The organism is Variovorax sp. MHTC-1 (assembly GCF_003984645.1).
Lineage (GTDB): Bacteria > Pseudomonadota > Gammaproteobacteria > Burkholderiales > Burkholderiaceae_C > Variovorax.
Map to the genome: position 1 here is coordinate 52,551 of NZ_RWKI01000006.1, position 16,792 is coordinate 69,342.

22 protein-coding genes are annotated in these 16,792 nt (G+C 66.6%); 13 read left to right on the forward strand and 9 right to left on the reverse strand.

Annotated features, from left to right (window positions below; all coding sequences use genetic code 11):
- Window positions 1-7: 7 nt before the first annotated feature.
- The 3 genes from panC to EJI01_RS12030 are packed head-to-tail and all read left to right on the forward strand — an operon-like array spanning window position 8 to window position 1,881.
- Window positions 8-838: a pantoate--beta-alanine ligase gene (panC, locus tag EJI01_RS12020; RefSeq protein ID WP_126837356.1), complete on the forward strand. Its 831-nt coding sequence runs from the start codon at window positions 8-10 to the stop codon at window positions 836-838.
- 6 nt (window positions 839-844) lie between these two features.
- On the forward strand, window positions 845-1,483 hold the full coding sequence (gene queE, locus EJI01_RS12025; protein ID WP_126837357.1) for a 7-carboxy-7-deazaguanine synthase: 639 nt from the start codon (window positions 845-847) through the stop codon (window positions 1,481-1,483).
- A gap of 20 nt (window positions 1,484-1,503) precedes the next feature.
- On the forward strand, window positions 1,504-1,881 hold the full coding sequence (locus EJI01_RS12030; RefSeq protein ID WP_126837690.1) for a 6-carboxytetrahydropterin synthase: 378 nt from the start codon (window positions 1,504-1,506) through the stop codon (window positions 1,879-1,881).
- Between the two features lie 3 nt (window positions 1,882-1,884).
- Here EJI01_RS12030 and nadA read toward each other — a convergent pair whose 3' ends face one another.
- The 6 genes from nadA to EJI01_RS12060 all read right to left on the reverse strand — a co-directional run bounded on the left by nadA (window position 1,885) and on the right by EJI01_RS12060 (window position 6,298).
- Window positions 1,885-3,009: a quinolinate synthase NadA gene (gene nadA, locus EJI01_RS12035; RefSeq protein WP_126837358.1), complete on the reverse strand. Its 1,125-nt coding sequence runs from the start codon at window positions 3,007-3,009 to the stop codon at window positions 1,885-1,887.
- Window positions 3,010-3,146: 137 nt separating this feature from the next.
- On the reverse strand, window positions 3,147-4,013 hold the full coding sequence (nadC, locus tag EJI01_RS12040; RefSeq protein ID WP_126837359.1) for a carboxylating nicotinate-nucleotide diphosphorylase: 867 nt from the start codon (window positions 4,011-4,013) through the stop codon (window positions 3,147-3,149).
- A 3-nt stretch (window positions 4,014-4,016) separates the two neighbouring features.
- Window positions 4,017-5,018: an NAD(P)H-dependent glycerol-3-phosphate dehydrogenase gene (locus EJI01_RS12045; RefSeq protein ID WP_126837360.1), complete on the reverse strand. Its 1,002-nt coding sequence runs from the start codon at window positions 5,016-5,018 to the stop codon at window positions 4,017-4,019.
- Between the two features lie 22 nt (window positions 5,019-5,040).
- On the reverse strand, window positions 5,041-5,505 hold the full coding sequence (gene secB, locus EJI01_RS12050; RefSeq protein ID WP_126837361.1) for a protein-export chaperone SecB: 465 nt from the start codon (window positions 5,503-5,505) through the stop codon (window positions 5,041-5,043).
- Between the two features lie 104 nt (window positions 5,506-5,609).
- The gene (grxC, locus tag EJI01_RS12055) at window positions 5,610-5,870 is read right to left on the reverse strand and encodes a glutaredoxin 3 (protein WP_126837362.1); all 261 of its coding nucleotides are present in this window, start codon (window positions 5,868-5,870) and stop codon (window positions 5,610-5,612) included.
- A 20-nt stretch (window positions 5,871-5,890) separates the two neighbouring features.
- Window positions 5,891-6,298 (reverse strand): rhodanese-like domain-containing protein, encoded by a 408-nt coding sequence (locus EJI01_RS12060; RefSeq protein WP_126837363.1) that lies wholly within the window; start codon window positions 6,296-6,298, stop codon window positions 5,891-5,893.
- A gap of 72 nt (window positions 6,299-6,370) precedes the next feature.
- Here EJI01_RS12060 and gpmA point away from each other — a divergent pair, with 72 nt between their 5' ends.
- From gpmA to EJI01_RS12075, 3 genes are all read left to right on the forward strand, one after another.
- The gene (gene gpmA, locus EJI01_RS12065) at window positions 6,371-7,114 is read left to right on the forward strand and encodes a 2,3-diphosphoglycerate-dependent phosphoglycerate mutase (protein WP_126837364.1); all 744 of its coding nucleotides are present in this window, start codon (window positions 6,371-6,373) and stop codon (window positions 7,112-7,114) included.
- Between the two features lie 100 nt (window positions 7,115-7,214).
- A complete protein-coding gene (locus tag EJI01_RS12070) occupies window positions 7,215-8,657 on the forward strand; it encodes a S41 family peptidase (RefSeq protein ID WP_126837365.1) in 1,443 nt (480 codons plus the stop codon).
- Between the two features lie 55 nt (window positions 8,658-8,712).
- Window positions 8,713-9,474, forward strand: a complete 762-nt coding sequence (locus EJI01_RS12075) for a HesA/MoeB/ThiF family protein (protein WP_126837366.1) — start codon at window positions 8,713-8,715, stop codon at window positions 9,472-9,474.
- Between the two features lie 6 nt (window positions 9,475-9,480).
- Here the strand turns inward: EJI01_RS12075 and EJI01_RS12080 are convergent, their stop codons facing one another.
- Window positions 9,481-11,499: an AsmA family protein gene (locus tag EJI01_RS12080; RefSeq protein ID WP_126837367.1), complete on the reverse strand. Its 2,019-nt coding sequence runs from the start codon at window positions 11,497-11,499 to the stop codon at window positions 9,481-9,483.
- 14 nt (window positions 11,500-11,513) lie between these two features.
- Window positions 11,514-11,705 (reverse strand): hypothetical protein, encoded by a 192-nt coding sequence (locus EJI01_RS12085; RefSeq protein WP_126837368.1) that lies wholly within the window; start codon window positions 11,703-11,705, stop codon window positions 11,514-11,516.
- Window positions 11,706-11,984: 279 nt separating this feature from the next.
- Between EJI01_RS12085 and EJI01_RS12090 the strand changes: the two genes are divergently transcribed.
- A complete protein-coding gene (locus tag EJI01_RS12090; RefSeq protein WP_126837369.1) occupies window positions 11,985-12,389 on the forward strand; it encodes a response regulator in 405 nt (134 codons plus the stop codon).
- A gap of 70 nt (window positions 12,390-12,459) precedes the next feature.
- Here the strand turns inward: EJI01_RS12090 and EJI01_RS12095 are convergent, their stop codons facing one another.
- Entirely contained in the window at window positions 12,460-13,092 is a 633-nt protein-coding gene (locus EJI01_RS12095; protein ID WP_015866882.1) for a response regulator transcription factor, read from the reverse strand.
- 107 nt (window positions 13,093-13,199) lie between these two features.
- On the opposite strand from EJI01_RS12095, the gene EJI01_RS12100 reads away from it, so the two are divergent.
- The 6 genes from EJI01_RS12100 to EJI01_RS12125 all read left to right on the forward strand — a co-directional run bounded on the left by EJI01_RS12100 (window position 13,200) and on the right by EJI01_RS12125 (window position 16,729).
- Window positions 13,200-14,558, forward strand: coding sequence for a CHASE3 domain-containing protein (locus EJI01_RS12100; protein ID WP_260602425.1), 1,359 nt, complete (start codon window positions 13,200-13,202; stop codon window positions 14,556-14,558).
- A gap of 184 nt (window positions 14,559-14,742) precedes the next feature.
- Window positions 14,743-14,904: a DUF1328 domain-containing protein gene (locus EJI01_RS12105; protein ID WP_093105850.1), complete on the forward strand. Its 162-nt coding sequence runs from the start codon at window positions 14,743-14,745 to the stop codon at window positions 14,902-14,904.
- 53 nt (window positions 14,905-14,957) lie between these two features.
- Window positions 14,958-15,335 carry a hypothetical protein gene (locus EJI01_RS12110; protein ID WP_126837370.1) on the forward strand — a complete coding sequence of 126 codons (378 nt, stop codon included), beginning with the start codon at window positions 14,958-14,960 and terminating at the stop codon, window positions 15,333-15,335.
- A 38-nt stretch (window positions 15,336-15,373) separates the two neighbouring features.
- Window positions 15,374-15,751 carry a hypothetical protein gene (locus EJI01_RS12115; protein WP_126837371.1) on the forward strand — a complete coding sequence of 126 codons (378 nt, stop codon included), beginning with the start codon at window positions 15,374-15,376 and terminating at the stop codon, window positions 15,749-15,751.
- Window positions 15,741-16,187, forward strand: a complete 447-nt coding sequence (locus EJI01_RS12120) for a hypothetical protein (protein ID WP_126837372.1) — start codon at window positions 15,741-15,743, stop codon at window positions 16,185-16,187. The genes EJI01_RS12115 and EJI01_RS12120 overlap by 11 nt, the downstream gene beginning before the upstream one ends.
- On the forward strand, window positions 16,184-16,729 hold the full coding sequence (locus EJI01_RS12125; protein ID WP_126837373.1) for a bacterioferritin: 546 nt from the start codon (window positions 16,184-16,186) through the stop codon (window positions 16,727-16,729). The genes EJI01_RS12120 and EJI01_RS12125 overlap by 4 nt, the downstream gene beginning before the upstream one ends.
- Window positions 16,730-16,792: the final 63 nt, after the last annotated feature.

Consider the following 16,792-nt stretch of genomic DNA (forward strand, 5'->3'; position numbering starts at 1 on the left):
CACAACCATGCACATCGCCCGCACCATCCCCGAACTGCGCGAGCATTTGGACCGCTTCCATCGCCCCGCTTTCGTCCCCACCATGGGCAACCTGCACGACGGCCACCTGGCCCTGGTGCGCCAGGCCAAGCCGCTGGGCGACGTCACGGTGGCCAGCATCTTCGTCAACCGGCTGCAGTTCCTGCCGCACGAGGACTTCGACACCTACCCGCGCACCTGGGAGAGCGATTGCGAGAAGCTGCGCTCGGCCGGCTGCGATGTTCTGTTCGCGCCCGACGAGAAAGCGCTCTATCCCGAGCCGCAAACCTGCAAGGTGCACCCCGACCCCGCGCTGGCCGATATCCTCGAAGGCCATTTCCGGCCCGGCTTCTTCATCGGCGTCTGCACGGTGGTGATGAAGCTCTTCGCCTGCGTGCAGCCGCGCGTCGCGGTGTTCGGCAAGAAGGACTACCAGCAGCTGATGGTGATCCGCCACATGGTGCGGCAGTTCGCGCTGCCGATCGAGATCGTGGGCGGCGAGACCCGGCGTGCGGATGACGGATTGGCGCTGTCCTCGCGCAACGGCTACCTGAGCGAGACCGAGCGCGCAGAGGCTGTGCAGCTGTCGAAGGCCCTGCAAGCCATGGCCGACGCGCTGCGTTCGGGCGAGCGCGACCTGACCGCGATCGAGATGCGCGCGATGCAGTCCTTGAAGGAGCGCGGCTGGCAGCCCGACTACCTGGTGCTGCGCCGCCGCGCCGACCTGCAGGCACCGGCGCCGGGCGAGCCGCTGGTTGCGCTGGCCGCGGCGCGCCTGGGTGCCACGCGGCTGATCGACAACCTGGAATTCGACCTCTGAGTCTTCATGAGCTATAGCGTCAAGGAGATCTTCTACACCCTGCAGGGCGAAGGCGCCCAGGCCGGCATGCCCGCCGTGTTCTGCCGCTTCGCCGGCTGCAATCTGTGGAGCGGCCGTGAGAGCGACCGCGCCAGCGCCGTCTGCCGCTTCTGCGATACCGATTTCGTCGGCACCAACGGCACGCTGGGCGGCAAATTCGCGAGCGCCGAGCTGCTCGCCGATACCATCGCTGCGCAATGGCCCGCCGATGATGCCGAGCACCGGATGGTCGTTCTCACCGGCGGCGAACCGCTGCTGCAGGTGGACCCTGCGCTGATCTCCGCCCTGCACGCGCGCCGCTTCCGGATCGCGGTGGAAAGCAACGGCACCGTGCTTGCGCCCGAGGGCATCGATTGGCTTTGCATCAGTCCGAAAGCCGGCGCACCATGGGTCCAGCGCACTGGACAGGAACTCAAGGTGGTGTGGCCGCAGCCCGGCCTCGACCTGGACGCGCTGCAGGCCGGCAGCTTCTTCGCGCACCGCTTCCTGCAGCCTATGGACGGCCCGACACAAGCCGACAACACGTCCCTGTGCATCGATACCTGCATGCGCCGTCCCGGCTGGCGGCTGAGCCTGCAGACCCACAAACTGACGGGGATTCGATGAAATCCCGGCAACGCATTCCGATGTCCGCTCAGCAATTCACGATCAGCCAGCGCTTCTTCTTCGACGCCGCCCACACCCTGCGGCGCGAGATCGACGCCGAAGGCAGCCGCCGCATCCACGGCCACACTTACCATGCGGAGGTCGCCGTCCGCGGCTCGCTCGATGCAGCCACCGGCATGGTCATCGACCTCGGCCTCTTGCGCGAGCACCTGCAAGCGGTGCGCGAACGCCTCGACCATCACCTGCTCGACGACGTCCCTGGCCTGGGCATTCCCACGCTGGAAAATCTTTGCCTATTCATTGCCCATGCGCTGGCCGATATGCGGCCGCCACCCACGCAGGTGCGCATCTGGCGCGACGCGCTGGGCGACGCTTGCACGCTGGAGCTCGGCGCCTGAGGCTCAGGCAGCGCCGATGCCGGCAATCAGGCTGCCGGCCGGCTGGCCGTTCTTGAGCCCGGCCGTGAAAGCCAGCATGCGGTCGATCGGCACGCGCGCGCGCCGGCCCAAAGCGGGGTCGACGTGGATCTCGCCGGTGCCCGTTTCGAGTACGCGCGCCAGATCGGCCAGGCCGTTCATCGCCATCCACGGGCAGTGCGCGCAGCTCTTGCAGGTGGCGCCGTTGCCGGCCGTGGGCGCCTCGATGAAGACCTTGCCGGGATTGAGCGTGCGCAGCTTGTGCAGCATGCCGCTGTCGGTGGCGACGATGAACTCGGCGGCGTCCATGCGCTGCGCCGCGCCCAGGATGCCGGAGGTCGAACCCACCGCATCGGCCAGCGCGATCACGTCGGCCGGCGCTTCCGGGTGGACCAGCACCTTGGCCCCCGGGTGGGCCTCCTTCAGCAACTCCAATTCGAGCGCCTTGAATTCGTCGTGCACGATGCAGGCGCCGTCCCAGCTCACCATGTCGGCGCCGGTTTCGCGCCGGATGTAGTCGCCCAGGTGCCGGTCGGGCGCCCAGAGGATCTTGCGCCCCTCGGCCGCCAGCGCACGCACCACGTCGAGTGCGCAGCTGGAGGTGACCAGCCAGTCGGCACGCGCCTTCACCGCCGCGCTGGTGTTGGCATAGACCACCACAGTGCGGTCCGGATGACGGTCGCAGAAGGCGCTGAAGGCATCGGCCGGGCAGCCGAGATCGAGCGAGCAAGTGGCGTCGAGGTCGGGCATCAGCACGCGCTTCTCGGGCGACAGGATCTTCGCGGTCTCGCCCATGAAGCGCACGCCCGAAACCACCAGCGTCCGCGCCGCATGGTCGCGGCCGAAACGCGCCATCTCGAGCGAATCGCTCACCAGGCCGCCCGTTTCCTCGGCCAGGTCCTGCAGGTCGGGATGCACGTAGTAGTGCGAGACCATCACCGCATCGCGCTCGCGCAGCAGGCGGCGGATGCGCTCTTTCAACGCTTCGCGTTCGGCCGGCGCCGGCTCGGGCGGGACGCGGGCCCAGGCGTGGCGCGTGTCGCAGGTGGCGCCGGCTTCGGCCGGCTGCTCGTAGTCGACATCGATAACGGTGGAAGATGCAGTAGCCATGGCTGATCAATTACCAGTTGCGCAAAATGTCCTCTCCTTCCAGGAACACCGCGGAACCGCTTTGCCGGGCCGCTGGCGTTGCCCCGGTGAGGGGATTGGCGACCACACGAAGTGGGCAAGCCTGGGGGTGAGCCCATCTAGAAGCGCATCGAAAAATCGACTGCCTTGATGTCCTTGGTCAGCGCGCCCACCGAGATGCGATCGACGCCGGTCTCGGCCAGGGCACGCACGCTTTCGAGTGTGACCCCGCCGGAGATCTCCAGGACGGCGCGGGTCTTTCCGCCCTCCTCGTTGCGGCGCACGGCTTCGCGCAGGGTGGGCAGGTCCATGTTGTCCAGCAGCACCATGCGCGCGCCCTGGGCCAGCGCCTCGTCGAGTTGCTTCAGCGTCTCGACCTCGATCTCGACGAACTTCGCCTGGCCCGCCACGCGCGCGGCGGCCTGCAGCGCAGCGCTGACGCCGCCCGCTGCGGCGATGTGGTTCTCCTTGATCAGGATGGCGTCGTAGAGGCCGATGCGGTGATTGGTTCCGCCGCCGATGCGCACTGCGTACTTCTGCGCGAGTCGCAGGCCCGGCAGGGTCTTGCGGGTGTCGACGATGGCGGCGCGCGTGCCGCGGACCGCGTCGACGTAGGCGGCGGTGCGCGTCGCGACGGCGCTCAGGAGCTGGAGGAAATTGAGCGCGGTGCGTTCGGCGGTGAGCAGCGCGCGCGCATCGCCGGAAATTTCGAGCACGGTCTGGTCGGCGGCGCACTGCGCGCCTTCTGCGCCGTGCCACGCGATGCGGGCCTGCGGGTCGAGCTGCCGCACGACCGCCTCCACCCACGGGGCGCCGCACAGCACGGCAGCTTCACGCAGCAGCACCCGCGCCGTCGCGCGACCGCCGGCGGGCACCAGGCCGGCCGTGAGATCGCCGTCGCCGGCATCTTCGCGCAGCGCCCGCGCGGCATCGGCCTGCGCGAGTTCGGTCACGCGGGTCGGAGAAAAATCGAAGACATCGTCCATTGTTCAGATCGATTCGACGCCGGGCTCGCGCCCCATCAGTTCCGCGACCGCTTCCGCCGGCCGCACGCGGCCATCGAGCAGTGCCACCACGCTGTCGGCGATCGGCATCTCGACCCCCAGATGGCGCGCGCGCTGCACCACGGTGCGCGCGCAATAGACACCCTCGGCCACGTGGCCCAGCGAGTCCACCGCCTGCGCCAGCGTCCTGCCCTGGGCCAGCAGCAGGCCGACCTTGCGGTTGCGCGAGAGATCGCCGGTGGCCGTGAGGACCAGGTCGCCGAGGCCGGAGAGCCCCATGAAGGTATCTGCGCGCGCGCCGAGCGCGACGCCGAAGCGCGTCATTTCGGCCAGGCCGCGCGTGATCAGTGCGGCGCGCGCGTTGAGGCCGAGCGCCAGGCCATCGGCCAGGCCGGTCGCGATCGCCAGCACGTTCTTGACGGCGCCGCCGACCTCGACACCCACGATGTCGTCGTTGGCATAGACGCGCACGGTCGGACCATGGAATGCCGCGACCAGCGCATCGCGCAGCTGCGGGTGGAAACTGGCGGCGACGAGCGCCGTGGGACGACCCTGTGCAACTTCCTGCGCAAAGCTGGGGCCGCTCAGCACGCCGGCCATCAGACGGGGCGCGACGGCGGCCTGGATCTCGTGACCCAGCAGGCCCACGGCGCCGGGGTCGGCGCGCGCCGGCTCGACGCCCTTGCAAAGCCAGGCCACCGGACAGGCGGCGTCGCGCAAGAGGACGAGCTGTTCGCGCAAGGCCGCCATCGGCGTAGCGACGATGGCGAGGTCGGCGCCCGCCAACGCGGCGAGCTCATCGCCGGAGCGGATGGCAAGCGATGGAGGGAGTGCGATGCCGGGCAGATAGCGCCGGTTCTCGCGCGCCGCCGACATGGCCTCGGCCTGGGCCGCATCGCGCGCCCACAGGGTGACCGGATGGCGGCCGGCCGCATTGACCGCCAGCGCCGTGCCCCAGGCACCGGCGCCGAGCACGCAGATCTTCATCGGCGGCGCAGTTGCGTTGCGCTTACTGCGTGACGATCGGCGAGGGCTGCCCCGCCGCCTGGGCCTGCTGCTGTTCGAACATGGCCTGGAAATTGATCTCGGCCAGGTGCACCGGCGGGAAGCCGCCGCGCTGGATCACGTCGGCCACGTTGCCGCGCAGGTAGGGATAGACGATCTGCGGGCAGGCGATGCCGAGGATCGGGCCCATCTGCTCTTCGGGCAGGTTGCGGATCTCGAAGATGCCGGCCTGCTTGGCCTCGACCAGGAACACGGTCTTGTCCTGGATCTTGGTCTGCACCGTGGCCGAGACGGTGATCTCGAAGATGCCGTCGGTCACGGGCTGGGCATCGACGCCGAGCTGGATGTCGACGGTCGGCTGCTCCTGCTCCAGCAGGATGGCCGGCGAATTGGGCTGCTCGAGCGACAGGTCTTTCAGATAGACGCGCTGGATCTGGAAGACGGGATCTTGGGCTTGCTGGTCGGCCATGGCTGAACTTTCGAGGGTCAAAACGACGCCCGCCGGGAGAAGGTCCCGAGAACGGGCTGGAGGATGGGTCTTTGAGGACGAAGGGGCGATTATCGCCCGTGGTCTCAGGCGCCTTGCAGCAGCGGGATGAGGCCGCCGCGGCCGTCGAGCGCGATCAGGTCGTCGCAGCCGCCGACGTGGGTGTTGCCGATGAAGATCTGCGGCACGGTGCGCCGCTGGGTCGCGTTCATCATCGTGATGCGCGCCTGCGGGTCGCTGTCGATGCGGATCTCCTCGATCTGATCGACGCCCTTGGACTTGAGGATTTGCTTGGCTCGAATGCAATAGGGGCAAACGGCGGTGGTGTACATCTTGACGGCTTGCATCGTGCGTATGTCCGGGAAGTTCAGGCTTTCTCAATCGGCAGGTTAGCCTCTTTCCAGGATTTGAGTCCGCCGGCTACCGCTTGGGCTTGCTCGTAGCCGAGTTTCTTGGCCGTGGCTACCGCGCGCTGTGCCCGGGCCCCGGTAGCGCAGATCAGAAGCAGCGGAACCGACTTGTTCTTGACCGCGGCACCGAGTTTTTCGTCGAGCTGGTTGAGCGGCACGTTCTTCGCGCCGGTCACGTGGCCCGCGGCATACTCCTCGGGTTCCCGCACGTCGACCACCACCGCCCGCTCGCGGTTGATGAGCTGCACCGCCCCCTGGGCGGTGAGCGATCCGGCGGTGGCCCCGCGCAGCAGCGGCCAGGCCAGCATGCCACCCGAGCTGAGCGCGATCAGGATCAGCATCCAGTTGTCGACGATGAATTTCACGGTGTTCCTTGAGTAGCAAACCCCGGATTTTAGAATGTCGACTTTTCGCTCGCGTTCCAAAGGCCTTCCCCCATGCACAAACTGGTACTGATCCGCCACGGCGAATCGACCTGGAATCTCGAAAACCGCTTCACCGGCTGGACCGACGTCGACCTGACGGCCACCGGCATCGACCAGGCCAAGCAGGCCGGGCGGCTCCTGAAGGCCGAGGGCTATGACTTCGACGTCGCCTACACCAGCGTGCTCAAGCGCGCCACCCGCACGCTCTGGCATACGCTCGACGAACTCGACCGCACCTGGCTGCCGGTGGTGCACTCGTGGCGCCTGAACGAGCGCCACTATGGCGCGCTGCAGGGCCTCAACAAGGCCGAAACCGCCAAGAAGTACGGCGACGAGCAGGTGCTGGTCTGGCGCCGCAGTTACAACACGCCGCCCCCGCCGCTGGAGCCGAACGATCCGCGCTGCGAACGCAGCGATGTGCGCTACGCCAAGCTGGCACCGGAGCAAGTGCCGCTGACCGAGTGCCTGAAGGACACGGTGGCGCGCGTACTGCCTTTCTGGAACGAATCGATGGCGCCGGCGATTCGCGCCGGGCGCCGTCTGGTGGTGGCGGCGCACGGAAATTCGATCCGCGCGCTGGTGAAGTACCTCGACGGCATCTCCGACGACGATATCGTGGGCCTCAATATCCCGAACGGCATTCCGCTGGTCTATGAGCTGGATGACGAGCTCAAGCCGCTGCGTCACTATTACCTCGGCGATGCCGCGGCGGCCGAAAAAGCCGTGGCTGCCGTGGCTGCGCAGGGCAAGGCGTGAGGAAAACCGCTGCAGCTTCGACGGGTACGCGGAACCCCGGCAGACAACTTGCTTCCAAGCTGTGTATATTGGATTCGACAGGCGACAAGGACGTTTACACATGGGCCAGAAATTGAAAATCACCGGCTGGGTTGCAGCCGGCGCCGTGGCCGGCGTGCTGACCACCGTCTCGTTGCAAACTGTTGCACGAGGTTCACTGGCCCCTCTCCCTCTGGAAGAACTGCAGCAGCTCGCTGCGGTGTTCGGCATGGTGAAGAGCGACTACGTCGAGCCGGTGGACGAGAAAAAGCTCATCTCGGATGCGATTTCGGGCATGGTCGCCGGCCTCGATCCGCATTCCCAGTATTTCGACAAGAAGTCCTTCAAGGAATTTCGCGAAGGCACCACCGGCCGCTTCGTCGGCGTGGGCATCGAGATCTCGCAGGAAGACAACCTGATCAAGGTCGTGTCGCCGATCGAGGGCTCGCCCGCCTTCCGCGCCGGCCTCAAGCCGAACGACCTGATCACGAAGATCGACGACACCGCAGTGCGCGGGCTCACGCTCAACGAGGCAGTCAAGCGCATGCGCGGCGAAGCCAACACCAAGGTGCTGCTTACGATCTTCCGCAAGGACGAGAACCGCACCTTCCCGGTGACCATCACGCGCGAAGAGATCCGCACGCAGTCGGTCCGCGGCAAGGTGATGGAGCCGGGCTACGGCTGGATCCGCCTGTCGCAATTCCAGGAACGCACGGTCGACGATTTCGTCAAGAAGGTCGACGAGATCTACAAGCAGGAACCCAATCTCAAGGGCCTGGTGCTCGACCTGCGCAACGATCCGGGCGGCCTGCTCGACGCGGCGGTGGCGATCTCGGCCGCCTTCCTGCCCGAGAACGTCACCGTCGTGTCCACCGACGGCCAGCTGGCCGAGAGCAAGTCGGTCTACAAGGCCGCGCCCGAGTTCTACCAGCGGCGCGCGGGCAGCGATCCGCTGCGCAACCTCCCTGCGGCGCTCAAGACGGTGCCGCTGGTGGTGCTCGTGAACGAAGGCTCGGCTTCCGCCAGCGAGATCGTGGCCGGCGCCCTGCAGGACCACAAGCGCGCCATCGTGATGGGCAGCCAGACCTTCGGCAAGGGTTCGGTGCAGACGGTGCGCCCGCTCGGCCCCGACACCGGCCTCAAGATCACGACGGCGCGCTACTACACGCCGAGCGGCACTTCGATCCAGGCCAAGGGCATCGTGCCGAACGTTCTGATCGACGAAAGCGCCGAAGGCAGCCCCTTCGCCGCGCTGCGCATGCGCGAGGCCGACCTCGAAAAGCACCTGGCGAGCGGCCAGGGTCCGGAGAACAAGGACCCCGAGCGTGAAAAGGCCCGCGACGAAGCCCGCAAGCGGCTCGAGGAAGAAGCCAAGAAGCCCCCGCAGGATCGCAAGGTGCCCGAGTTCGGCACCGACAAGGACTTCCCGCTCATGCAGGCCTTCAACCGGCTCAAGGGCCAGCCCGTGCTGGTGAGCAAGACGCAGGTGATCGTCGAGAACAAGGAAGAAAAGAAGGAAAACTGATCCCGGGCGGCTCCCCGCGGGAGCCCTCGACCCGGCGATCGAGACCGCGCAGCGCATGGAAGACCAAGATCTGCTGCGCTATTCGCGCCACATCCTGCTCGAGGAGTTCGGCATCGACGGCCAGGCCCGCGTCAGCGCGGGCCGTGCGCTGGTGATCGGTGCCGGCGGGCTCGGGTCGCCGGTGCTGCTCTATCTTGCGGCGGCCGGCGTAGGCCGCATCACGCTGGTCGATGACGACGAGGTCGATCTCACCAACCTGCAGCGCCAGATCGCCCACGACACGTCGCGGGTGGGCATGGCCAAGGTCGAATCGGCGGCCGAGGCGATGCGCCGCATCAATCCGGACATTCGCCTCGAAACGCATCGGCTGCGCGCCGACGATGCGCTGCTCGCCCGGCTGGTCGCCGAGGCCGACGTGGTGATCGACTGCAGCGACAATTTCGGCACCCGGCATGCGGTGAACCGGGCCTGCGTCGCCCATGCCAGGCCGCTGGTGGCGGGCGCGGCGATCCGCTTCGATGGCCAGCTGAGCGTGTACGACACGCGCGATCCGGCCTCGCCCTGCTATGCCTGCTTGTTCCCGCCGGATGCCCACTTCGAGGAAACGCGCTGCGCCGTGCTCGGCGTGTTCGCGCCGGTGGTCGGCGCCATCGGCACCCTGCAGGCCGGTGAGGCCCTGAAGCTCTTGGCCGGCATAGCCCCTTCGCTGGCCGGCAACCTGCTGATGTTCGACGGTCGCCGGACGACCTTCGACACCTTGCGCGTCGCCCGCGATCCGGGCTGCAGCGTGTGCGGACACCGGCCGAACGCAGGCTGAAAAAATCTACTGCTTCTTCGCCTTGGCAGCGCCGGCGGCTGCCTCCCGGGAGACCGGCTTCTTCGCCTGGGCCAGCACGTCCTGGCAATCGGCATCGACGCCGGGGCCGGTTTCGACGGTAGCGAAGAGGGCGAGCAAGGGGTTGATCACACCGAGCGCCAGCGCGGCGATGCCGCGCGTCGCCAGAGGGGCCGCTTCGACGGCGGCGGTGGGCGAAGCGAAGGTGCCGCCGATGAGCAGCGGCGAGCGCAGCGAAAGAATGCTTCTGTCCTTGGGCTCCGGCCGGACCACGAAATCCAGCGTCTCGTTCGCGAGGCTGGCACCGCCGCTCACATTGAAGACCGTGTCCTCGGTGTCGAACACCAGGCTGCGGCCGTTCATCGTGCCCTTGTCTACATCGAAGGCGACCGCGGCGCAGCGCAAGACGACGTTCCGGTCGCCGCGCAGCAGGAACTTGATGATCTCGCCGCCATCCAGGCCCATGAATTCCAGCAGCAGGTTGCTGAACTGTCCTCGGCCGGTGATGGCCGCCACGTCCCCGGAGGAGGTGCCGAGCCAGCTCGCGACCGAGTTTCCGCGCCCGGACAGGTTGATCCGCCCGTCGAGTCTTCCAAAGCTGGTGCGCAGGGTCTCGGCCTTGGGGATCAGGCGGTTGAGCTGCATCGCGCGCACGTCCAGCTTCGCGCGGATGTCTGCCGGGTTCTTTGTGGCATCGATGCGGATCGCGCCGGCCAGCCTGCCGCTGGCGACACCCAGATCGAGTGGGTCGAGCGTCAGCACGCCATCCTTCAGCTTTACCTGCACGCTGCCCTTGTCGAGCGGCAGCTGGCGCACGTTCTGGATGCGGTCGGCCGCGTACTTGACGTCGGCATCCATGGCGCGCAAGCGCTCGAAGTCCAGAGTGGCGGTGGGCAGCACCTTGCGCCCGGAATCGCGGCGTGCACGCTTGACTTGGGCGACGGTGGGCGGCGGCGCCACGCCTTCGATTGCCTTGGCCGAACGCTCGGTCGGCGGCAGGCCGATCAGCGGGCCGAGGTCGTCCATGTCCATCACGCGCGAGCGCAGGCTGCCCGCCAGGTAAGGCGGCTTCTGTGCCTGGTCGAACTGCATGTCGCCGCCGATATCGGAAAGGCCCAGCTTGCCCTTGAGGCCTTGCACCTCCCACAGCTTCGCACGCTTTTTCAAGTCGCCGCTGAGGGCATAAGGAGAGGTCTGGGGCAGCGCGATGCCGAGCAGCCCGTACAGATCGCCAAGATTCTGGCCCTTGAGTTCGAAGCGGGCGTCGACGCCGTCCAGGCTGGCGAGTTCGGCCACGGTGCCTTGCGCCTTCAGCCGGGTCTGGCCCGCGACCGCGCTGATCTCGAGCGGGAACGGCGGCTGGCCCGCAGCGTTGAGCTGCAGCACGTTGCCGGTACGGCCTTCGGCCGTGAGCGGCTGGCGCTGGTAGCGGCCCTTGATGCGGTAGCTGAGCGGCATGTCGCCACGGCTGGTATCGAAGCTGAAATCGGCATGCAGGTCCACGCCCCAATGCTCCGCAAGGAAGTCGAGCCCGCCGCCATCGATTTGCAGGAGCCCGATCGTCGGCACCGTTGCTTCATCCGCGGTGTCCTTGCCCAGCGCCCAGGTGCGCCGCCCGTCCTCTTCCATCTGAAGGCCCAGCGAAGGCGAAACCAGGGCCAGGCGCGGAATCACGACCTTGCGCGCCAGGAGCGGCCACAGCTTGAGTTCCAATTCGGCGCTCTGCGCCCGCACGAGGTAGGGGTCGCGGGCCCAGGAAGGATTGGCGAATTCGATGCCGTCGAGCTTGACGGTGGCACCGCGCCAGCCGAGATCCACGTCCAGCCGCCGCGTGATCTCGAACTTGCGGCCGGTCTTGTCGCTGACGTATCGGTTGACCGGCTCCCGCAGCGCGTCCCAGGGGAAGAAAGCCAGCACCAGCAGGAAGGCCGCGAACAGCCCCAGCAGCACCGCGCCAAGCTTGATCCAGATCGAGCGGCGCGGCGTGGGGGCGGGGGTCGCGGTCACGGCACAGACATCTTCTACTTGTCCGGCGTCGAGGTGATGGATGCGGGGGACGCGAGGAAGCAGATGGCGGTGAAGCCGACTGCGGCCGCGCTTTTCGCCGCTTCGGCGAGCTTCAGTTCGGCGTTCGCGGTCTCCCCGATCACCACGACTGCGGCGGCCGCCAGGGTCAGGAGGCCGACGGCCACGTAGTTCCACACGATGTTCATCTCGGCGCCTTCCGTTGGAGAAAGATGCAGAGCCCCGGAGCGATCCACATCGGGATCGACGGTAGCCGGGCGCTCCCGGCACCGGGGTCGGCGCTAGACCGCAGCCGATGTGCGGCAAAGCCTACGGTCGGAAATCATTCGCGCCCGTAAGAACAAGCCTACAGCCGCAGGGCGCCGAACGCTGCATGATGCGGGCTGTTGATTTGTAGCATTTTGCGAATCGGCCTGCGCATGGACATGATCCACGGAGCTTGATCGCCAGAGAGACGCCGGTTCTCCATGGACCCCAGATTGAAAACCTACATCGTCGAAGACAACGTCACGATCCGCGAGAATCTCGTCGGTACTCTGGAGGAACTCACCTGCATCTCAGCCGTTGGTTTCGCCGAGACCGAGACGGAAGCCGTCCGCTGGCTGACCGAGAACAACGACCAATGGGAGCTGGCCATCGTCGATCTGTTCCTGAAGCAAGGCAGCGGCCTGGGCGTGCTGCAGGCTTGCGTGTCGCGCCGGCCCGACCAGAAAGTGGTGGTGCTCAGCAACTACGCCACCCCCGACATACGCAAACGCTGTGCCCAGTTCGGCGTCGACGCCGTGTTCGACAAGTCGAACGAGATCGACGCGCTGATCGACTTCTGCATCGAGCAGTCCTCCGCGCTTCGCCAGCCGTCCAGCTCGAGTTGACGCCGCACGTCGAACGATGGCCCTTTCCAGCTTGCGGCAACCCCGCGGGGACGGCGCCGCCGCCGGAATCTCAATCGATCAACTTGTTCTTCAGCGCGTAGTACGTCAGGTCGCTGTTGGAGGAGAGATTCATCTTCTCCATCAGGCGCGTGCGGTAGGTACTGACGGTCTTGACGGAAAGCGAGAGCGTCTTGGCAATGTCCCCCGCCGTTTCGCCCTTAGCCAGCTTCAGGAACACCTGGAACTCGCGTTCCGACAGCTGCTCATGCGGTGCCGCGTCGTCCTTGCGGTCGAGCTGGCGCGCCAGCAGCTCGGCCACGGCCGGCGTGATGTAGCGGCGACCCAGCGAGATGGTGCGGATCGCGTTCACGATCTCCATCGGGTCGCACTCCTTGTTGAGGTAGCCGCTCGCGCCCTGACGGATCAGGTTCATCGCGTAGTGCTCCTCGGGATAGCCGCTCAGGATGAGGATGCCGACGTCCGGCGCCTTGGCGCGGATCATCGCCAGAGCATCGATCCCGCTTTGTCCCGGCATCGAGAGATCCATCACGAGCACATCCAGCTCCGTGGTGCGCACGAGTTCGATCGCCTCGCGTCCGCTGGCCGCCTCCCCTGCCACGCGCAGGTCGACGTGCTCCGAGAAGAACTGGCGCAAGCCGGAGCGCACGATGGCGTGGTCGTCCACAATTCCGATCTTGATCATCTGGTACCTTCTTTATCGTTTCGCGGCTTCTTGCGTCGCGGCATGCCGCCCCCTGATCCACGTCGATTATTCCCGAATTTGAACCGTCCGCACCTCGCGGAGACCCCATGCGCTGGTTAGCTTTCCCGAAGATGGCCCTCGGCCTCACGCTAGCGACGCTCGCAGCGCTCGTGCTCGTGGGCATCAACGAGGCCGGCTACCGCCAGTCCACCCGGGCCCTGACCGACGTCGGCGAGGCACAGCGTGTGCGCCTGGTGCTCAACCAGCTTCTGCAGAACATCATCGATGCCGAAACGGGCCAGCGCGGCTATCTGTTGACGGGGGAGGCACGCTACCGCGAGCCGTATGACGTCGCCGTCAAGCAGGTGGATGGTCAACTGGCCGCCCTGCAGGTGCTCTATACCGGGAAGCCCGCCGAGACCGCGCGCCTGGCCCAGCTCTCGAAGCACGTCGCGCGCAAGCTCGCAGAGATGGACATGAGCGTGCGGCTGCGACGCGAGGGCAACGACGACGCCTGGAAGTTCGTCATCACGACCGACGTCGGCCGCGAGGAGATGGAAGCTATCCGCCAGCAGGCCGGCGAACTGATCTCGATCAGCAACCAGGCGCTGATGCTGGGGCAGGTTCAGATCGCGAAGTCGCTGCACTTCGCGCGCATCGGCATCGGGCTCGTGGCGTTGGCTGGCCTGCTGGCCTTCTACCTGTACTTGCGCCAGACCCATGCGCTGCGCTCGGCCGGCGAGCGGCAGCAGGAGGCGCTGCAGCGCGAACGCAATGCACTGGAGGACGAGGTGCGCGAACGCACCGCGACGCTGGCCGAACTCGCCACCCACCTGCAGCAGGTGCGGGAAAGCGAGCGCGGCTTCCTGGCGCGCGAGCTGCACGACGAGCTGGGCTCGCTGCTGACCGCGGCCAAGCTCGACGTGGCGCGCCTGAAGTCCCGACTCGCGGATTCGCCGGACGCGACCCAGCGGCTGCAGCATCTGAACGAGCTCCTCAACAGCGGCATCGCGCTCAAGCGCAGGATCATCGAAGACCTGAGGCCCTCGTCGTTGGCCAACCTCGGGCTCATCGCTTCGCTCGAAATCCTCGGCCGCGAATTCGCCGAGCGCTCGGGAATGGAAATCGAGATGGTGCTCGAGCCGGTGACGCTCAACGAAGCCGATCAGCTCACCATCTATCGCATGGTTCAGGAAAGCCTCACCAACATCAGCAAGTACGCCCAGGCGAGCGAAGCCAGCATCGTCATGAAGAACTACGGCAACCACGTGATCGTGGAAGTCGCCGACAACGGCAAGGGCTTCGACATCCGCAGCACCCGGCCTTCGGCCCACGGCTTGGCAGGCATGCGGCATCGCGTCGAGGCCGCCAAGGGAAGGCTCACCGTTTCGTCGGCGCCCGGCCAGGGAACGCGCCTGAGCGCGATGCTTCCTGCCTCCCCGGCTTCTTCTTCCCAGGCAGCCTGAATACGCTGCTGCTCGAGAGCAGCCGGCTGTGATTCGACCCTCTCCTACGCCCCCAGGCCGCTGCTGCTGACAGGGCTGCGGCGCCCCCCCACTTAACGTGAATCCCCACACCGTTTCAACCTCTGGACCGGCCGCCATCGGCCGCCATTCACAACGACGAGACCATCCTCCAAAGGAGCTCAGCATGTTGTATTACGCAGTCGTATTCCTGGTCATCGCCCTGATCGCCGCGCTGTTCGGCTTTGGCGGCATCGCGGCCAGCGCCGTCGGCATCGCCAAAATACTTTTCGTGATCTTCATCGTCCTGGCCCTCGCCAGCTTCATCGCGGGCTTGATGCGACGATGACAGCGTCGTTACGATGAGCAGCTTCTTACAACAATCTCCCGGAAGGACAATTCATGAACACGACCACCAAGACCCCTTCGCAGATCGCCGAAGAGGCGCGCCAAACCGCCAATGACGCCATCGATACCACGCGCGCCTACGCGCAGAACGCAGTGAACGCCGCCGGAGAGAAGGTCCGTGACCTGCGCCGCGACGCAGAGCCCGCCGTAGAGCAGATCGCGGCACGTGTGCAGCAGGCGGTGCAGCGCGGCCTCGATGCCGCCTCGACGACCAGCGCGCGCGCGCAACGCCGCCTCGAACAGGCTGCCGATGTCACCGGCAAGTACATCGCCGACCAGCCGGTTCGCTCCGTGCTCGTCGCCGCCGCGGCCGGTGCCGCCATCACGGCGCTGATCGTGCTTGCCAGCCGCCGCAGCCGGGACGACTATTGATCTGAAATTCCGCCGCCTCCACCGCTGCCTGCAGCACCATGCTTCATCCCATTTTCTCCACGGTGCTCGGGCATCCGGGGTTGATTGCCGAACACCTCGGCAACTATGCGGCGTTGATCAAGGACGAGGCGGCAGAAGCGAGCCGCGGATTGATCGCGCGGGCTGTCGCGGGCGTGCTCGCGGCGGTGAGCGCGATGCTTGCCTTGGGCCTGATCGGCATGGCCGTCATGCTCGGCGTACTTCATGGCTTCCATTGGGTGCTGGTCATCGTTCCGGGCGTCGCGGTGCTCGTGGCCATCGTGTCGGCCTATGTCGCTTCGCGCCCCAGTGAGTTTCACGGTTTCAACGAGCTGAGGGCTCAGCTCGACGCGGACGTGCGGGCGCTCCACGCGGCGGGGGAACGCCATGGCCGTTGAACGGCACGAACTGACGCCGCAGCAGAGGCTCGCGATCTCGCGCCGCGCCCTTGTTCATGAGCTCCAGGGCGGCGAAACCGAGATCGAGGAACCCACGCCGTCGGCCACCCAGCGGCAACGACGCGCCGGCATCTTCGACCAGGTCCCGTGGATATCGATGGCGCGCAGGGTCACGCAGCGGTGGTGGCGCAGGCATCCGGCCAATGCAGTCGGCCAGTTGGCACGGCCGCTGCTGGATCGCTATGCGCGCGAACAGCCGGTCAAGCTGATGGCAGCGGCGGCAGCTGCCGGCGGGCTGATCGTGCTGGCCAAACCCTGGCGGCTGCTGTCGATCACTGCGGTGCTCGCTGCCGTCCTCAAGACCTCGGACGTGGCAGACATCGTGACGACGTTGATGCACAAGAACCCAAGCCCCCCACGAAAGGATTCGGAATGAATACGGCAATCAAGGAGCGCCCGGAGCATCTGACGCTCGACCAAGCCGCGATCGATGCGGCCTCTCAGCATCTCGACGACGGCGCCGTGACGCCCAGCTACGGGCCGTGGCGCGACGACATCGTCAAGCTGCTCAATGACGCGTTGGCCACAGAGCTGGTCTGCGTGCTGCGCTACAAGCGCCACTACTTCACCGCCAACGGCGTGGCCTCGCCGGCGATCGCCGAAGAGTTTCTCGTGCATGCGAACGAAGAGTCTGCCCACTCCGACAGGATCGCGGAGCGCATCGTGCAGCTCGGCGGCGAGCCTGACTTCAATCCCAGGACATTGCTCGACCGCAGCCACGCGGACTACGACGATGCCCTGGATCTCCAGGCCATGGTGCGCGCCAACCTGGTGGCTGAACGCATCGCCATCGAAACCTACCGGCAGATGATCTCGCTCGTCGGCGACAAGGATCCGACGACGCGCCGCATGCTCGAAGAAATTCTCACCGACGAAGAAGAGCACGCCGACGAACTGAAGGACTGGCTCGGCCATTGAACGCAGCCCAGGCAAGCCAAGAAAAAGCCCGGTCGCCCGGGCTTTTTCTTGGGTTGCGAGTGA